This window comes from Allorhizobium sp. nf9_anc (assembly GCF_056323085.1).
Map to the genome: position 1 here is coordinate 551,802 of NZ_CM150481.1, position 14,578 is coordinate 566,379.

Sequence of the window (14,578 nt, forward strand, 5' to 3'; positions counted from 1 at the left end):
ATCCATCGTTTCGCGCGTCGAGCGTTCGTACGGTACCGGTGTCTCCACCGACTGGTTTCGAGCGATGTCTCGCCGTCCTTTGTCCATCCGAAGCTTGGCAGCTTCGGGTATCGCTGGAATTTGGAAGGTTACATCGATGACCACTGCTCGCATCCTCGACTTCATCAACACCCGACGTCCCGAAGGTCCCTGCCTCGTGGTCGACCTCGACGTCGTGCGCGACAATTTCGGTGCGTTCCGTCATGCCCTGCCGGACAGCGCCATCTACTACGCAGTCAAGGCGAACCCGGCGCCGGAGATCCTCCAGCTCCTGGCCTCGCTGGGCTCGAACTTCGACTGCGCTTCCGTTGCCGAGATCCAGATGGCGCTCGATGCCGGTGCAGATGCTTCGCGCATCTCGTTCGGCAACACCATCAAGAAGGAGCGTGACATCGCGCGTGCCTTCGCACTCGGCGTCAACCTCTATGCCGTCGACAGCCACGAGGAAGTCGAGAAGATCGCTCGTGCCGCTCCCGGCGCCCGCGTGTTCTGCCGCGTCCTGACGGATGGCGAAGGCGCCGAATGGCCGCTTTCCCGCAAGTTCGGCTGCGTGCCGCAGATGGCCGTCGACGTTCTCGTCTACGCACACCAGCTCGGCCTCGAATCCTTCGGCGTCTCGTTCCATGTCGGTTCGCAGATGACCAAGGTCGATGCCTGGGACGGCGCTCTCGCAGACGCCAAGCGCGTGTTCAACTCGCTGGCCAAGCAGGGCATCGTGCTCCAGATGGTCAATATGGGTGGTGGTTTCCCGACCAAGTATCTGCGCGACATCCCGTCGGCAGAGGCCTATGGTCAGGCAATCAAGGCGTCGCTGAAGAAGCACTTCGGCAACAACATCCCGCAGACCATCATCGAGCCGGGCCGCGGCATGGTCGGCAATGCCGGCGTGATCAAGGCCGAGGTCGTGCTGATCTCGAAGAAGTCTGACAATGACGAGCACCGCTGGGTGTTCCTCGACATCGGCAAGTTCGGCGGTCTCGCCGAAACCATGGACGAAGCGATCCGTTACCCGATCCGCACCGCCCATGACGCTGACGCGATGGAGCCCTGCGTTCTCGCCGGTCCGACCTGCGATTCGGCCGACGTGATGTACGAGAAGAACATGTATCCGCTGCCGATCTCGCTTTCGATCGGCGACGAGGTTCTGATCGAGGGGGCCGGCGCCTACACCACCACCTATTCGGCGGTGGCGTTCAATGGCTTCGACCCGCTGAAGTCCTACGTCATCTGACGTCTCCCGTGCCGGCATGCCGGCACGGACCCTCACAATCATCGTCATCGCTTGGGATAGGAGGCCAGAATGGCCGCTGTTCTGACCAGCATGCGCGCGCTCTTCGCGCCGGCGCCTGCATTCGTCATTGATCATGAAACGCCGGCCGACGTCGTGGCACGCGAGGCTTTGCTCGACCGCGCCATGGGTACGGATCGCCGGAAGAAGTCGTCGGAGAAGATCCGCAGCGGCCGGATTCCGGCCGAGGGCCTAGCCCTCGTCGCCCGCGACGCTGCCGGCCATGTCATCGGGACCGTGCGGCTTTGGAACGTCGAAGCCGGCATCAGCCGTGAGGGCAGGGCGATCAACGCCCTCCTGCTCGGCCCGCTCGCGGTCGACGAGGCACATGCGGGCAAGGGCATCGGTGGCGCCTTGATGCGGGCAGCGCTTCTCGAAGCCCGCAAGCGCGGATATGGCGCCGTGCTTCTCGTTGGTGACGCCGCTTACTACGAGCGCTTCGGCTTCTTTGCCGACAAGACGCAGCATCTGGTGATGCCGGGTCCGTTTGCGCGCGACCGCTTCCTGGCGCTGGAACTCGTGCATGGCTGGCTCGAAGGAGCCGCCGGCATGGTTGTCGCGTCCGGTCGCAAGCTGTCGCAGCCGACGGTCCTGCGCCGCGCAGCCTGAACAAGGCTCCCGGATGCTCGCTGAAGGGCCCGGCCGCGATTCGTCGCGCCGGGCCCTTTCCTTTGCGCTCCGTTTTGCACAGCGCTTCTGCCGGGGTTTTCAATCGTCAACTCTGGCTGTGTCGCGCCGGTCACAGTCACAAAGGCGATGGTTGTTTTATATAACCAAGATCTAACCTATTGATCTGGCTCAAAATGCTCGTCTCTCCCGGGCTGCTAGCTGGCGTTGGCTCAACGCCAGTAGTTGTTTCAAGGAGAGAATGATGACCACCGTCCGGACTGCCTCGACCCGCGCTCTTGCCGCGACCGCCTCACTGTTGCTACTCGCTCCGGCTGCCTTTGCGGCGGACATAGCGCCGCTGATGGAAGCGGCACCAGAGGCGGCAATCGAGACCGTGGTTGCGTCCAGCCCCTGGCAGATCCGCCTGCGCGGTCTCGGCGTCGTCACGCATGATTCGGGTTTCGTCGATGGTGCTGCCGGCTCGGGCCTCTCCTACAGCGACAGCGTGATCCCCGAGCTGGATATCAGCTACTACCTGACCGACAATATCGCGGCCGAACTGATCCTCGGTACGACCTATGCCAATATCTATGGCGAAGGCAGTCTGGCCAGCCTCGGCAAGGTGGGCAAGACCTGGGTGCTGCCGCCGACGCTGACGCTGCAATACCACTTCACCGAATTCGGCGCCTTCAAGCCCTATGTCGGCGCGGGCGTGAACTACACCATGTTCTACAGCCAGAAGGGCGATGCGGCGAGCAGCCTCGACGTCAAGAACACCTTCGGCACGGCACTTCAGGTCGGCGCGGACTATATGGTCAATGAGCACTGGGGCGTGAACTTCGACGTCAAGAAGCTCTTCCTGAAGGCCGACTTCGATGCCACCGTCAACGGTTCTGCCGTCTCGGGCAAGGCGAAGCTCGATCCGTGGCTGATCGGCGCGGGTATCACCTACCGGTTCTAATTGCCTCCCGAGCCAAGTTTTCTTTGAGGGGCGGTTGCCGATGGCGGCCGCCCCTTGCCGTTTGCTCAAGCGGGACCCCTTTAACCGAAATCTGCCGCAGCGCCAGACACTTGGCCATCTGGCATTCGGTTTTCAGCTTCCGTGTCTCAACGGCTAGTGTTGCAGATCTCACGCACTCCTCACGCCTTCCTGAAACAGTGGATCTTTTTTCCGCCATACCAAGGAACCATTTTCCTGCTTGGAGCTTCTTGCTGCGGGGTCCGGCGCGAGAATTTCGCACGGGCGGGAACAAATGCGCCGGTTAGGTTTAGATGGTTATGTTGTATAATCATCACATACTTTAACCAGAGATGGCGTTATAAGTGGCCTTGTAACACAGGAGTTAAAAACATGATGAAGAGCATCCTTCTCGGATCTGCCGCCGCTCTGGCGATTTCGACCTCGGCTTTTGCGGCTGACGCAATCTACGAAGCTCCGGCAGAACCGCCGGTAGCCGTCGAAACCGTGCCGCAGTTTTCCTGGGCAGGTGGCTATGCAGGTATCCTGACCGGCTACGGTTGGGCTGATGGCGACGTCGAAGGCTTCGGTACCGAAAGCTTTGACGGTGCACGTCTCGGCGGTTTCGTCGGCTACAACTGGGACCTCGGCAACCAGCTGGTCGTCGGTCTTGAAGGCGACCTGAATTACGACTGGAATGACGAGTTTGTTGCTGGCGTTGGCGATGTCGAAACCGGCATGAACTGGTCCGCTCGCGCACGCGTCGGCTACGCGATGGACCGCGCCCTTCTGTTCGCGGCTGGTGGTTACACCGGTACCAATGCTGAAGGCCCGCTCGGCGACGACACGCTGCACGGCTGGACCATCGGCGGTGGCGTTGATTACGCTCTGACCGACCGCATGTTCACCCGCATCGAGTATCGTTACAACGATTTCGGCAGCGGCGACCTCGGCGGCACTGACGTCGACTTCGACCAGCACACGGTCAATGTCGGCCTCGCGGTCAAGTTCTGATCCGATCGATCTGACATAGAAAAGCCCGGCTTCCGCAAGGAGGCCGGGCTTTTTCTATTTTGAACAGCGGTCAGGCTGCGCGGTGGTCGATCTGGCGGGTGCCTTCTGCCCTGATGTCGTTGCGCCGGTTCAGCTGGAAACGGTTGACGAGCGAGGTCAGCTGCACGGCGCCCTCCGCCAGGGTGTGGCTGATCGCTGTGGTTTCCTCGACCATGGCGGCATTCTGCTGCGTCATCTGATCGATGCTGTTGATGGCAGTGCTGATCTCCTGCAGGCCGACTGCCTGTTCGCGGGCAGCGGTGGCGATCGCATCGACATTGGTGTCGATCCGGCTGACGAACTCGCCGATCTGGTCGAGCGCGCTTCCCGTCTCGCCGACGAGCTGGACGCCGGACGAGACTTCGATGCTGGACTTCTGGATCAGCCCCTTGATATCGCGTGCAGCGGTGGCTGAGCGCTGGGCGAGCTCCCGCACTTCCTGGGCAACGACCGCAAAGCCCTTCCCGGCTTCCCCGGCACGCGCCGCTTCGACGCCGGCGTTGAGCGCGAGCAGGTTCGTCTGAAAGGCGATTTCGTCGATGACGCCGATGATCTGGCCGATTTCGGAGGAGGCCGTTTCGATCCGCTCCATGGCCGACACGGCCGAGCGCACGATACCGCCGGAAGCGACGGCACAGTTCTTGGCCTCGCGCACGAGTTCGCGTGTGTCGCTGGTGCGCTGTGCAGAAGCACGCACCGTTGCCGTCACCTGTTCGAGTGCGGCAGATGTCTGCTCGAGCGCTGCGGCCTGCTGTTCGGTGCGGTTTGCCAGGTTGCTGGAGGCCTCGCGCATCTCCTGGCTGTTTTCCAGCAGACGGCGGGTTTCCTCCATGACCTTTTCCAGCGTCGCCTGGAAGGTGGCGATCGAATGGTTGAAGTCCTGCCGCAAGGGTTCGAAGCGGGCATCGAAGGCGTCGTCCAGGGTCATGCGGATATTGCATTCCGCAAGACGGTGCAGGCCGGCACCGAGCGCCTCGATGACGAAGCGAAGCGCTTCGGCCTCGATCAAGCGGTCCTGGTCACGCAGGTTGCGTTCCCGGTCGACTTCCGCGCGGGCCGCCTCCGTTTCGGCCTGCAGACGCTGATTTTCGAGACCTGACTGACGAAAGACCTCGACGGCCGCAGCGATGTGGCCGATTTCGTCACGGCGGTTCGCGTGCGGGACGGTGGCGGTGAAGTCGCCCGATGCCATGTTGGTCATGAAGTCGGTGATTTCCCCGAGCGGTTTCAGCGCGCGGCGGTGGATGAAGAAGACGCTGCCGAGTGCTGTCGCAATCAGGAGCAGGCCCAGGGTCAGGACAAGCGCTTCGCGGCTGGCGGATTCGGCTGCCGCAAACCCTTCCCGATCAACCAGATACTCGCTCGCCATCGTGACGAGTTCGTTCACCGAGGTCTCGTGGTCATGGAATTCGAGCTTGAGCTTCGAGAGGATGGGAGTGATAGCGCTGGCATCACCCGCAACAAGCGCGGGCTTGAGGTCGTTCTGCAACGTGGCCCAATAGAGATCACCCTTGGCGATGACTTCATTGTAGAGCTTGGCGCGTAGATTTTCGGGCAGCGTCGAGTTCTTCCAGTATTCCCGGCGCTCATCGTAGAGCTTGTTGAGCAGATCGAAGCGGGGCAGGTTAACCCCTGCCGTATCCGGATGGACGAAGACCTCATTGGCCAGCGCATAGGATTCGATCAGGTAGAGCGGCGGCGGCAGGATGTCCGCTATCAGATCCTTGCCGTCCACGATCTGCTTGTAGATCGGGCCGTTGACCTTGAGCGTCTGTAGCGTCTGGGCACCAACACCCGCGACGGCGACTATCCCGGCTGCAAGGCACAGACCTGCTGCCGTCACCACAATTTTCAGGTTGAGATTCATGTTGCGTCCGTTCGCAGTCCGCCCGTCGGCGCGGCGCATGGATAAGCGCCCGCGGCCAGGCAGCCGTGGTTGAAGAAGAATTGAATAGGCTATGTTGGAATGATTCCCAGTCCCGACGAGACGCGGCTGTTTTGTCTCTCGCTCGTCCTCCCTCAAATTAGGGAGGTAATTACTACCACATGGTTAAGGTGAGTAATTGATGAACGAGACAGTGCAAATTTTTATACTATTTGACCTTAGGCGCGATTTTTCACGCCTTTACACGCAACTAAAACGCTTTGAGGCGTGATTTTTAGCAATCAGCCGGTGATGTCGACGACGCCGCAGTCGCCCGCTTCGGAGGCGAAGGCGAGCAGTTTGCCGGTGCTGCTCCAGGCGAGCGAGGTGATTGCACCCTTGCCAGGACGGCGCAGAAGCGCCTCCTTGCTGTCGGCGATGCGGACCGCGAGGATCATGCCGTCGATGAAACCGATCGCCAGGACCTCTTCCATCGGATGGAAGGCGACCTGGGTGACAAGGATGTTGGCGCGGGTGCCGAGCTCCAACGGAGCCTTACCCATCGGGCCGTCCTTGCCGGCAAATGGCCAGACGATGGCGGCCGGTGCGCCCGAGGAGGCGAGCCACTTTCCCTTGGGCGACCAGGACAGGGATTTTACCTTGGCGGGGTAGCCGGTCATGCGCATGTGGCGGGTGTCGGCGGCCTTGCCGTCGAGTTTCCAGCCGTGCAGCGCGCTTTCCTGCATCATGGTGACGACGAAGCGGCCATCGGGCGAGAAGGTCACGCCGGTATGTGCGCCCTTCCAGTCGAGATCGACAGGAGCCCCCGCCGTTCCGACCCAGTGGAGCGTGACGCCATTGTAGCGGGCGACGGCGATGCGCAGGCCCTTAGGCGCGAAATCGACTGCCTCGACCGTGCGCTCCTCGGTGAATTCCTTCGTCGTGCCATCGGCGAGGCGCACGAAGGTCGACTTGCCATGGGCATACGCCACGGCCCCTTGCGGGCCTGGCGCCACAACCGAGATCCACTTGCGCGGCACCTGGGCAAGTTCGCTCACGGTGCCGTCATGGGCGATGCGCAGCACGCGGCCGTCTTCGCCGCCGGTCAGCAGCGTCTGGCTTGAAGGATCCTTGACGCAGGTGAGGAGGCCGGCATTGGCCTCCGTCACCTTTTCGCCGCCGTCCAGCCGATGGATGGCGCCCGTCGCGGCAGCAAAGACCGGGATGTCTCCCAGGAAATGGGTCGAGACAACATGACCTTCGATATCGAGAGGGGCGACTGTCGGCATATTACAAGGCTTTCTTTCAGGCAGAGGTCAGGCGGAGAAGGGCGCTGGCGCGCCCCGCTCGTTCGGTTCAGGCAGAGGCTTCGCAGGCCTTGAAGCTTGCTTCCAGCTTCTCGCGGTCGAGCTCGCGGCCGATGAAGACGAGGCGGCTTTCGCGCTTCTCGCCATCCTTCCACGGGCGCTGGTGATCACCCTCAACGATCATGTGCACGCCCTGGACGACATAACGCTCCTCGTCGCCCTTGAAGGCGATAATGCCCTTCAGGCGCAGGATGTTCGGGCCCTGTGTCTGGGTCACTTTCTGGATCCAGGGGAAGAAGCGGTCCGGGTTCATCTCGCCGCCGCGCAGCGAGACGGACGTCACGGTCACATCGTGGATGGCAGACGGGGCGTGGTCATGATGGCCGTGGCCGTGGTCATGATGATGGTGATCATGCCCGTGATCATGGTCATGATGGTCATGGCCGTGATGGTGATGATCGTGATCGCAATCCGGTCCGCAGACATGATCCGGGTCGTCATGATCGAGGAAATGCGGATCGTTTTCCAGCGCGCGCTCCAGGTTGAAGGCGCCCTGGTCGAGGACCTTCGACAGATCGACGCCCGACCGGGTGGTCGAATAGATGCGGGCCGACGGATTGATCGCGCGCACGATGTGCTCGATCTGATGCAATTCATCATGGCTGACGAGGTCGGCCTTGTTGATAACGACGACGTCGGCAAAGGCGATCTGGTCTTCGGCTTCGCGGCTGTCCTTCAGGCGCAGCGGCAGGTGCTTGGCATCAACCAGGGCGACGACGGCGTCCAGCTCGGTCTTGGAGCGAACATCGTCGTCCATGAAGAAGGTCTGGGCGACAGGAACCGGGTCGGCCAGACCGGTTGTCTCGACGATAATGCCGTCGAAGCGGCCCGGGCGGCGCATCAGGCCTTCCACCACACGGATCAGGTCGCCGCGCACCGTGCAGCAGACGCAGCCGTTGTTCATCTCGTAGATTTCTTCGTCCGACTCGACGATCAGATCATTGTCGATGCCGATCTCGCCGAACTCATTGACGATGACGGCGTATTTCTTGCCGTGGTTCTCGGAGAGGATGCGGTTCAGCAGCGTCGTCTTGCCGGCGCCGAGATAGCCGGTGAGCACGGTGACGGGTGTCGGTTTCGCGGATGCTTCGGTCATGAAAGCCTCTGATGTCAGGGGGCGCCGGGCGGTGCGGCTGTAATGGTGTTACCCCCATATAGGCGTTCCGCTTTGCCAGTTCAAAGGCTTTCGTGTGGTCAAGCGGTAGACAGGGCCGAGCGGATATCGGTGCGGGCGAAATCGTCGCCGACATAGAGGAGAGGGCAGTCGAACTCTTTGCCGGTGGCGTAGGAAAAGCAGTCACCGAAATTGAGGGCTGCGGGGTGAAAGCCCTTGCCGAAGCGCAGGTAGGCTGCGGCAGCGAGTTCCGCGCGTATTGACTTGACGTCGATGATCTTGAAGTCGAGCGAAGTTATAAGGCGATACAATCCATCGGAGCACTTCTTTTGAAGCGCCACGATTTTCAACTCAAGTAAGGTGCCTGCCGACAATAGCAGAGGCCTGTCTGGAATCTCCAAAACCGCAGCACATCTAGCCGCAGTCGGTTCGTTCTTAACAATCGCGATCAAGGCGGATGTATCGACTGCGATCACGCCGGAAGGCCGTTCTCGTCATACAGAAAATCATGACTTCTATCAGCCAGTGGCTCGCCAGGGACCCGGTGAGGTGCCTTCGCCATTATGTCTTGGATAATGGCCCGCCGTTCCTCAAGCGAAAGTGCTGGAGGATGTCCGGAGTTCTGTGCCTCAACCGGTTGCAGCACGACAGCATCCTGCCCATCGCGGGTGATGATGACGGGCTCTCCGCTTTCGGCTCGTTCTACGAGTTCTTCGACCCGTGCAGCTGCCTGCTCCATGGAAACACGCATGCGTCTTCCTCACGATCTCTTCCGAACAATATGCGCCTTACATCTTGAGCCTGCAAGCTCACGTCAATGTTGCCACATCAAACTCATGCACGTCCTCGAGCAGTTCCAAAATGCCCCTCACGGCATGCGCAATCAGTTGCTCTCCCCGTTCCGCGGTTGCCGCCGCCGCATTGCCGGCGACGCCATCAGGGTTGAGGTCCGACATCTTCCAGCCGATGGCGTGGGGGCCATAGGCGCGCAGGTGTTTGTAGCGGGCGGAAAACTCGGATTGGCGCGAGGGAAAGGCGGCGGCCTTCGTCATATCGACCTGGTCGGGGGCCAGCGCCAGCATGACCGAGGTCTCGATGTCGCCGCCGTGGATGTCGATAGCCTTGTCTTCCGGGCTAATCCAGCCCTCCGGCTGGCCGAAGCGGGTCCAGCTGGTGGCGACCACTAGCATGTCGAAACGAACCCGGGCTTCCGTCGCGACAATGGTCAGGAGCGGTGAATTGCCGCCATGGGCATTGAGCAGGACGAGCTTGCGGATCCCCTGGCGATTGAGCTCCTCGGCGATCCCGAGCCAGCGATTGATGGCCTCTTCAAAGGCGAGACTGCGCGTGCCCTCGACGTCCAAGTGTTCGATGGAATAGCCGACAGGTTCGACCGGTAGCATGGTGACCGGCAGGTGTTCGGCAAGCGCTGCAACGACACACTCGGCGATGCCGGCCGCGATGATCGTGTCGGTCTCGAAGGGCAGGTGGGGGCCGTGCTGCTCATGGGCACCGAGCGGCAGGACGGCGATCCAGTCGTGCCGATCTGCGGCAGTCAATTCCGGATCGTTATCCTTGAACCACGGGGCTGGTTTCGCCATCTGGTCTAAGCTCCTGATCTTCGTTATGCATTGCAGCCATCGCTGCGTGTATGAAGTGGCGACCGCAGCGTGTGTCGACCGGGGAGAGTCATGGCGAAAAAGGACAAGGCCGACAAGGACCGCGGCGAAAAGAAGAAGGGCAAGAAGAAGGAGCCACCAGGCTCCGGCGTTCTGTGTGCCAGCGTTACCCAGGTTGCGCGCGCCATGCGCACTCATCTTTCCCATGGTCTTGCCGAAAGCGGCCTCTATCCCGGGCAGGACGGCGTCGTGCAATTGCTCGCCCAGGAAGACGGGCAGACGCCCGGCGCGCTCGCCCACCAGCTTGGCGTAAAGGCGCCGACCATGACCCGCACGATCGGGCGCATGGAGGCGCAGGGTTTCGTCCTGCGTCGCACCGATGATCGCGACGGCCGGCTCACCAAGGTTTATCTGACCGATGAAGGTCGCGGCAGCGTTGCCCGTATCGCAGGCGCCATGGAAGCCTGTGAGACGCAGGCGGTTCAGGGTTTGTCGGGCAAGGAGCTGAAGACGCTGGTGAAGCTCTTGTCTCTTATCGAGGGCAATCTCTCCGGCAACGTGGTCATACGACCTTCGAACGAGGCCGAGGAAGACGATTGAAACGCCTCCTTAAATTGTTTAATTAAAACTTTTAAGGGCGATGAAACGCCCGCCGTTCTGCTGCGAGGGAGGAAACGTGGCACAAAAGGTAAAGCTTTCGACCATTGCGGAGTCGCTGGGTCTGTCGACCGCCACCATCTCGCTTGCGCTTCGTGACAGCCCGCTTGTCGCCGCCGATACCCGCGAGAAGATCAAGGAACAGGCGCGCGCGCTCGGCTATATCTACAACCGTCGTGCGGCCAGCCTGCGCACCTCGCGCTCCGGGATCATCGGCGTCGTGGTGCACGACATCATGAACCCGTTCTACGGCGAAATCCTGAAAGCCATCGAGACCGAACTCGACCGCAGTCGCCACACCTTTATTCTCTCCAATCATTACGACAGCGTCGACAAGCAGCGGATGTTCGTGGAGACGCTGCTGCAGCTCGGTGGTGACGGCGTCATCATGTCGCCGGCGATCGGCACGCCGCCCGAGGACGTGCTGCTGGCGGAAAACAACGGCATGCCGGCCATTTTCATCGCGCGTTCGATGGAGGGTCTCGACGTTCCGATCTATCGCGGCGACGATACCTACGGCATTTCATTGGCGACCAACCACCTGATCGGCCTCGGCCATCGCTCGATTGCCATGATCGGCGGCACGGACCAGACCTCGACCGGGCGCGACCGCTATCAGGGCTACGTCAACGCGCTGCGCAAGGCTGGCATCGAGGTCGATCCCGGTCTGCGCATTCCTGGTCCCCGCACCAAGCAGGGTGGCTTCGAGGCCGCGGTGAATTTCCTTTCGCTCCCCCAGAAGCCGACGGCGGCTGTCTGCTGGAACGATCTGGTCGCCATCGGGTTGATGAACGGCATTGCGCGTGCGGGGCTCATTCCCGGCCAGGACATTTCTGTCACGGGTTATGACGACCTCGAGGAAGCCTCGATCGCCACACCTTCGCTGACCACCGTCTGGAACGGTCAGGCGGAAGTCGGGCGGCTTGCGGCCCGCGCGCTTCTCGACAAGCTTGCCGGCAGCCATGAGCCTGACGGCATCCACCTGATCAAGCCCGAGATGCGCATCCGCCAGTCGACTGGTCCGATCCGCCGCTGAGCTTCGGCCGGTTGTTCAATCCGGTCGCTCTCCATCCTTGCCTGCCAGGAGACAGTCATGTCCGATCGCCCCCTCGTCTTGATCCCCGGTCGCATTCATTCGCGGGTGCGTTCCCGCCTTGCCGAAACGTTCGAACTGCTGGAAGTCACTGACGCGTCGGCGACAGAGGCGACGCCGGAGCAATTGTCGCGCGTGCGTGGAGCTGCCGTATCAGGTCGTTTCCCGGCGTCGCTCATCGATCGCCTGCCCAAACTCGAAGTGATCGGCAGCTTTGGCGTCGGTTATGACGGTGTCGATGTGAAGGCTGCGGCCGCGCACGACATCGTGGTCACCAACACGCCTGATGTCCTGAACGATGAAGTGGCCGATACGACGATCGCGCTGCTCCTCAATACCCTGCGCCAGTTCTTCTTCGCAGAGCGCTACCTGCGTGACGGGCGTTGGGAGAAGGAGGGCGCATTTCCGTTGTCGCCCCTGTCGCTCAAGGGGCGGAAGGTCGGGATTCATGGTCTCGGTCGTATCGGCATGGAGATCGCCTCGCGTCTTGCGCCGTTCAAAGTCGAGATCGCCTACCACACCCGACGACCGCGCACGGATGTGCCCTATGCCTATCACGACAGCCTCGTCGGGCTTGCAGCGGCTGTCGACATCATGATTTCGATCGTGCCCTCGACCCCTCAGACCAATGGGGCTGTTAATGCCGCGGTGCTGGAAGCGCTTGGATCGAACGGCGTGCTCATCAATGTCGGTCGTGGCTCGACTGTGGACGAGCCAGCTTTGATCGCGGCGCTCCAGAAGGGGACGATTGCTGCAGCCGGCCTGGATGTCTTTGCAGATGAGCCCCGCGTGCCTCAGGCGCTGATCGACTTGCCCAATGTATCCCTGCTCCCGCATGTCGCCTCGGCTTCCGTGCCGACACGCGATGCGATGGCCGATCTCGTTGTCGACAATCTCATTGCCTGGTTCCAGACCGGCAAACCGTTGACCCCGGTGCCGGAGACGCCACACAAGCCTGACTGATTCGGCAGTTCAGCCTTCCGCAAGCTTGAGAGAGCATCCTGCTCGGACATGGGGTTTCGAGCGGAAGGATGCTCCGATGAACGCCTCTCTCGTCATCGTGACGACGGCACTGGTGTGTGCAGGTGTTTCGGCTGCCGGGCTCAGCTTCTGGGCCATGCCGCAGCCCTCCGAGCCCTTCGTGGCAGATCCGATTGTCCTTGGGACGATCCCGACGCCGGGCGCTTCGCCGTCTGGACTGTCCGCCTCGCTGCAGGCGGGTACCGTTTCCCCGCCGGCCATCTTCTCGGTCTCCAACTTTACACGTCGGACAGTCTGTCTCGTGGAGCGCGGAGCAGCCTTGACCAGCCGCAGCCGGGATTTCTTTGCGCCACCCGATTGCGAGCAAGTCTGGCCCGGCCTCACGCGTGCGAGCAACTGGACGCAGAACGAAGACGGCAGCGTGACGATCAGCGATGCCGCCGGGGGGACCGTGTTGACGCTCGTGCGCGGGCAGCACTTTTCCTATGAGGCAACAGACGCGCCGGATGCCGATCTGGCGCTCCTCATGCTGCCGTGAGCGTGCCCGTCACCGGTCGAAACTGTCCTTGTAAAGATTGCTCGCAGATCGCGCTGGTTGCAGGTCTCCGTGAAGTAAGTGCGTGTTCGCGCTAACATCGCGGTTGATGAAAATTGGCACGCGCAAGTGAAAGCTCTCATCCAAAAGAATAGCTCCCAAGCGCTTGAAAGGCTTTGGACAAAATGGTTAGCTCGCGCATCGCTGCCGGGAGGGGCCGACGATGCCCGCCGGTGGGGCAACAACTGGGAGGTAGTTCATGGATCGTCGTTCATTCATCAAGAAGGCTGGCGTGGCCAGTGCAGGCGCAGCCGCGTCTGCCGTATTGGCAGCACCCGCCATCGCGCAGGAAAATCCGAAAATCACCTGGCGCCTGACCTCGTCTTTCCCGAAGGCGCTCGACACAATTTTCGGTGCTGCCAACGACGTCGCGGAACGCGTCAAGGCCGCCAGCAACGGCAACTTCGAAATCCAGGTCTTTTCTGCGGGTGAAATCGTGCCCGGCCTTCAGGCCAACGACGCCGTGGCCGCCGGTACCGTCGAAATGTCGCACACCGCCAACTACTATTACTGGGGCAAGGACCCCACCTACGCCCTGGCGACAGCCGTCCCGTTCGGTCTCAATGCCCGCCTTCAGAATGCCTGGTTCTACCAGGCGAACGGCAACGAACTGCTGAACGAATTCTTCGCCACACAGGGCCTCTACGGCCTGCCGGCCGGCAATACCGGTGCGCAGATGGGTGGTTGGTTCCGTAAAGAGATCAATACGCTCGATGACCTCAAGGGTCTGAAGATGCGTATCGGCGGATTCGCCGGCAAGGTCATCGAAAAGCTCGGCGTCGTGCCGCAGCAGATCGCTGGTGGTGATATCTACCCGGCGCTGGAAAAGGGCACGATCGACGCTACCGAATGGGTCGGTCCCTATGACGACCAGAAGCTCGGCTTCTTCAAGGTCGCGCAGTACTACTACTATCCCGGCTGGTGGGAAGGTGGCGCTACGCTGCATGCCATGGTCAACCTCGAAAAGTGGAACAGCCTGCCGGCCCATTATCAGGCAATCCTGCATGACGCCTGCGCCTTCGCCAATGCCAACATGCTGGCGAAGTACGACGTCAAGAACCCGGTCGCGGTCAAGGAACTCGTCGGCTCCGGCGCCGTGCTGCGTCCGTTCAGCCAGGAGATCCTGACAGCCTGCTACGAAGCCTCGCTGGCGACCTATGAAGAGATTAATGCCTCCAACGCGGCCTTCAAGAAGATCTACGACAGCCAGTTGGCGTTCAAGAAGGACGCGTATCTCTGGATGCAGCTGCCGGACTATACCTTCGACACCTTCATGATGATGCAGCAGCGCGCCAACAAGCTCTGATCAACAATTGCATCTCGACAGTCAGTAGCCCCGGT

The 14,578-nt window shown here is 61.4% G+C and carries 15 protein-coding genes; 9 read left to right on the plus strand and 6 right to left on the minus strand.

Going from position 1 to position 14,578, the window contains the following annotated elements; translation table 11 throughout:
* Nucleotides 1–136 precede the first annotated feature (136 nt).
* From odc2 to AC02Y0_RS02480, 4 genes are all read left to right on the plus strand, one after another.
* Nucleotides 137–1,270: an ornithine/lysine decarboxylase gene (gene odc2, locus AC02Y0_RS02465; RefSeq protein ID WP_476382154.1), complete on the plus strand. Its 1,134-nt coding sequence runs from the start codon at nucleotides 137–139 to the stop codon at nucleotides 1,268–1,270.
* Nucleotides 1,271–1,339: 69 nt separating this feature from the next.
* Complete coding sequence (locus AC02Y0_RS02470; protein ID WP_476382156.1) at nucleotides 1,340–1,936, plus strand: GNAT family N-acetyltransferase; 597 nt, start codon at nucleotides 1,340–1,342, stop codon at nucleotides 1,934–1,936.
* A gap of 262 nt (nucleotides 1,937–2,198) precedes the next feature.
* The gene (locus AC02Y0_RS02475; protein WP_476382158.1) at nucleotides 2,199–2,897 is read left to right on the plus strand and encodes an OmpW/AlkL family protein; all 699 of its coding nucleotides are present in this window, start codon (nucleotides 2,199–2,201) and stop codon (nucleotides 2,895–2,897) included.
* Nucleotides 2,898–3,287: 390 nt separating this feature from the next.
* Nucleotides 3,288–3,908 carry an outer membrane protein gene (locus AC02Y0_RS02480; RefSeq protein ID WP_476382160.1) on the plus strand — a complete coding sequence of 207 codons (621 nt, stop codon included), beginning with the start codon at nucleotides 3,288–3,290 and terminating at the stop codon, nucleotides 3,906–3,908.
* 70 nt (nucleotides 3,909–3,978) lie between these two features.
* Here the strand turns inward: AC02Y0_RS02480 and AC02Y0_RS02485 are convergent, their stop codons facing one another.
* From AC02Y0_RS02485 to AC02Y0_RS02510, 6 genes are all read right to left on the minus strand, one after another.
* Nucleotides 3,979–5,814 carry a methyl-accepting chemotaxis protein gene (locus AC02Y0_RS02485; RefSeq protein ID WP_476382162.1) on the minus strand — a complete coding sequence of 612 codons (1,836 nt, stop codon included), beginning with the start codon at nucleotides 5,812–5,814 and terminating at the stop codon, nucleotides 3,979–3,981.
* A gap of 299 nt (nucleotides 5,815–6,113) precedes the next feature.
* Nucleotides 6,114–7,100: a WD40 repeat domain-containing protein gene (locus tag AC02Y0_RS02490; protein ID WP_476382164.1), complete on the minus strand. Its 987-nt coding sequence runs from the start codon at nucleotides 7,098–7,100 to the stop codon at nucleotides 6,114–6,116.
* Between the two features lie 67 nt (nucleotides 7,101–7,167).
* Nucleotides 7,168–8,274, minus strand: a complete 1,107-nt coding sequence (locus AC02Y0_RS02495) for a CobW family GTP-binding protein (protein ID WP_476382166.1) — start codon at nucleotides 8,272–8,274, stop codon at nucleotides 7,168–7,170.
* Between the two features lie 98 nt (nucleotides 8,275–8,372).
* On the minus strand, nucleotides 8,373–8,768 hold the full coding sequence (locus tag AC02Y0_RS02500; RefSeq protein ID WP_476382168.1) for a type II toxin-antitoxin system VapC family toxin: 396 nt from the start codon (nucleotides 8,766–8,768) through the stop codon (nucleotides 8,373–8,375).
* Nucleotides 8,765–9,043: a type II toxin-antitoxin system Phd/YefM family antitoxin gene (locus AC02Y0_RS02505; RefSeq protein ID WP_476382169.1), complete on the minus strand. Its 279-nt coding sequence runs from the start codon at nucleotides 9,041–9,043 to the stop codon at nucleotides 8,765–8,767. The genes AC02Y0_RS02500 and AC02Y0_RS02505 overlap by 4 nt, the downstream gene beginning before the upstream one ends.
* 58 nt (nucleotides 9,044–9,101) lie before the next feature.
* Nucleotides 9,102–9,893, minus strand: coding sequence for a creatininase family protein (locus AC02Y0_RS02510; protein ID WP_476382171.1), 792 nt, complete (start codon nucleotides 9,891–9,893; stop codon nucleotides 9,102–9,104).
* A gap of 90 nt (nucleotides 9,894–9,983) precedes the next feature.
* Here AC02Y0_RS02510 and AC02Y0_RS02515 point away from each other — a divergent pair, with 90 nt between their 5' ends.
* From AC02Y0_RS02515 to AC02Y0_RS02535, 5 genes are all read left to right on the plus strand, one after another.
* Complete coding sequence (locus AC02Y0_RS02515) at nucleotides 9,984–10,511, plus strand: MarR family winged helix-turn-helix transcriptional regulator (RefSeq protein ID WP_444556277.1); 528 nt, start codon at nucleotides 9,984–9,986, stop codon at nucleotides 10,509–10,511.
* Between the two features lie 76 nt (nucleotides 10,512–10,587).
* A complete protein-coding gene (locus AC02Y0_RS02520) occupies nucleotides 10,588–11,604 on the plus strand; it encodes a LacI family DNA-binding transcriptional regulator (RefSeq protein ID WP_102018438.1) in 1,017 nt (338 codons plus the stop codon).
* Between the two features lie 57 nt (nucleotides 11,605–11,661).
* Nucleotides 11,662–12,624, plus strand: a complete 963-nt coding sequence (locus tag AC02Y0_RS02525; RefSeq protein ID WP_476382173.1) for a 2-hydroxyacid dehydrogenase — start codon at nucleotides 11,662–11,664, stop codon at nucleotides 12,622–12,624.
* Nucleotides 12,625–12,700: 76 nt separating this feature from the next.
* Nucleotides 12,701–13,180, plus strand: coding sequence for a hypothetical protein (locus AC02Y0_RS02530; RefSeq protein WP_476382175.1), 480 nt, complete (start codon nucleotides 12,701–12,703; stop codon nucleotides 13,178–13,180).
* 256 nt (nucleotides 13,181–13,436) lie between these two features.
* Nucleotides 13,437–14,543, plus strand: coding sequence for a TRAP transporter substrate-binding protein (locus AC02Y0_RS02535; RefSeq protein ID WP_102018435.1), 1,107 nt, complete (start codon nucleotides 13,437–13,439; stop codon nucleotides 14,541–14,543).
* Nucleotides 14,544–14,578: the final 35 nt, after the last annotated feature.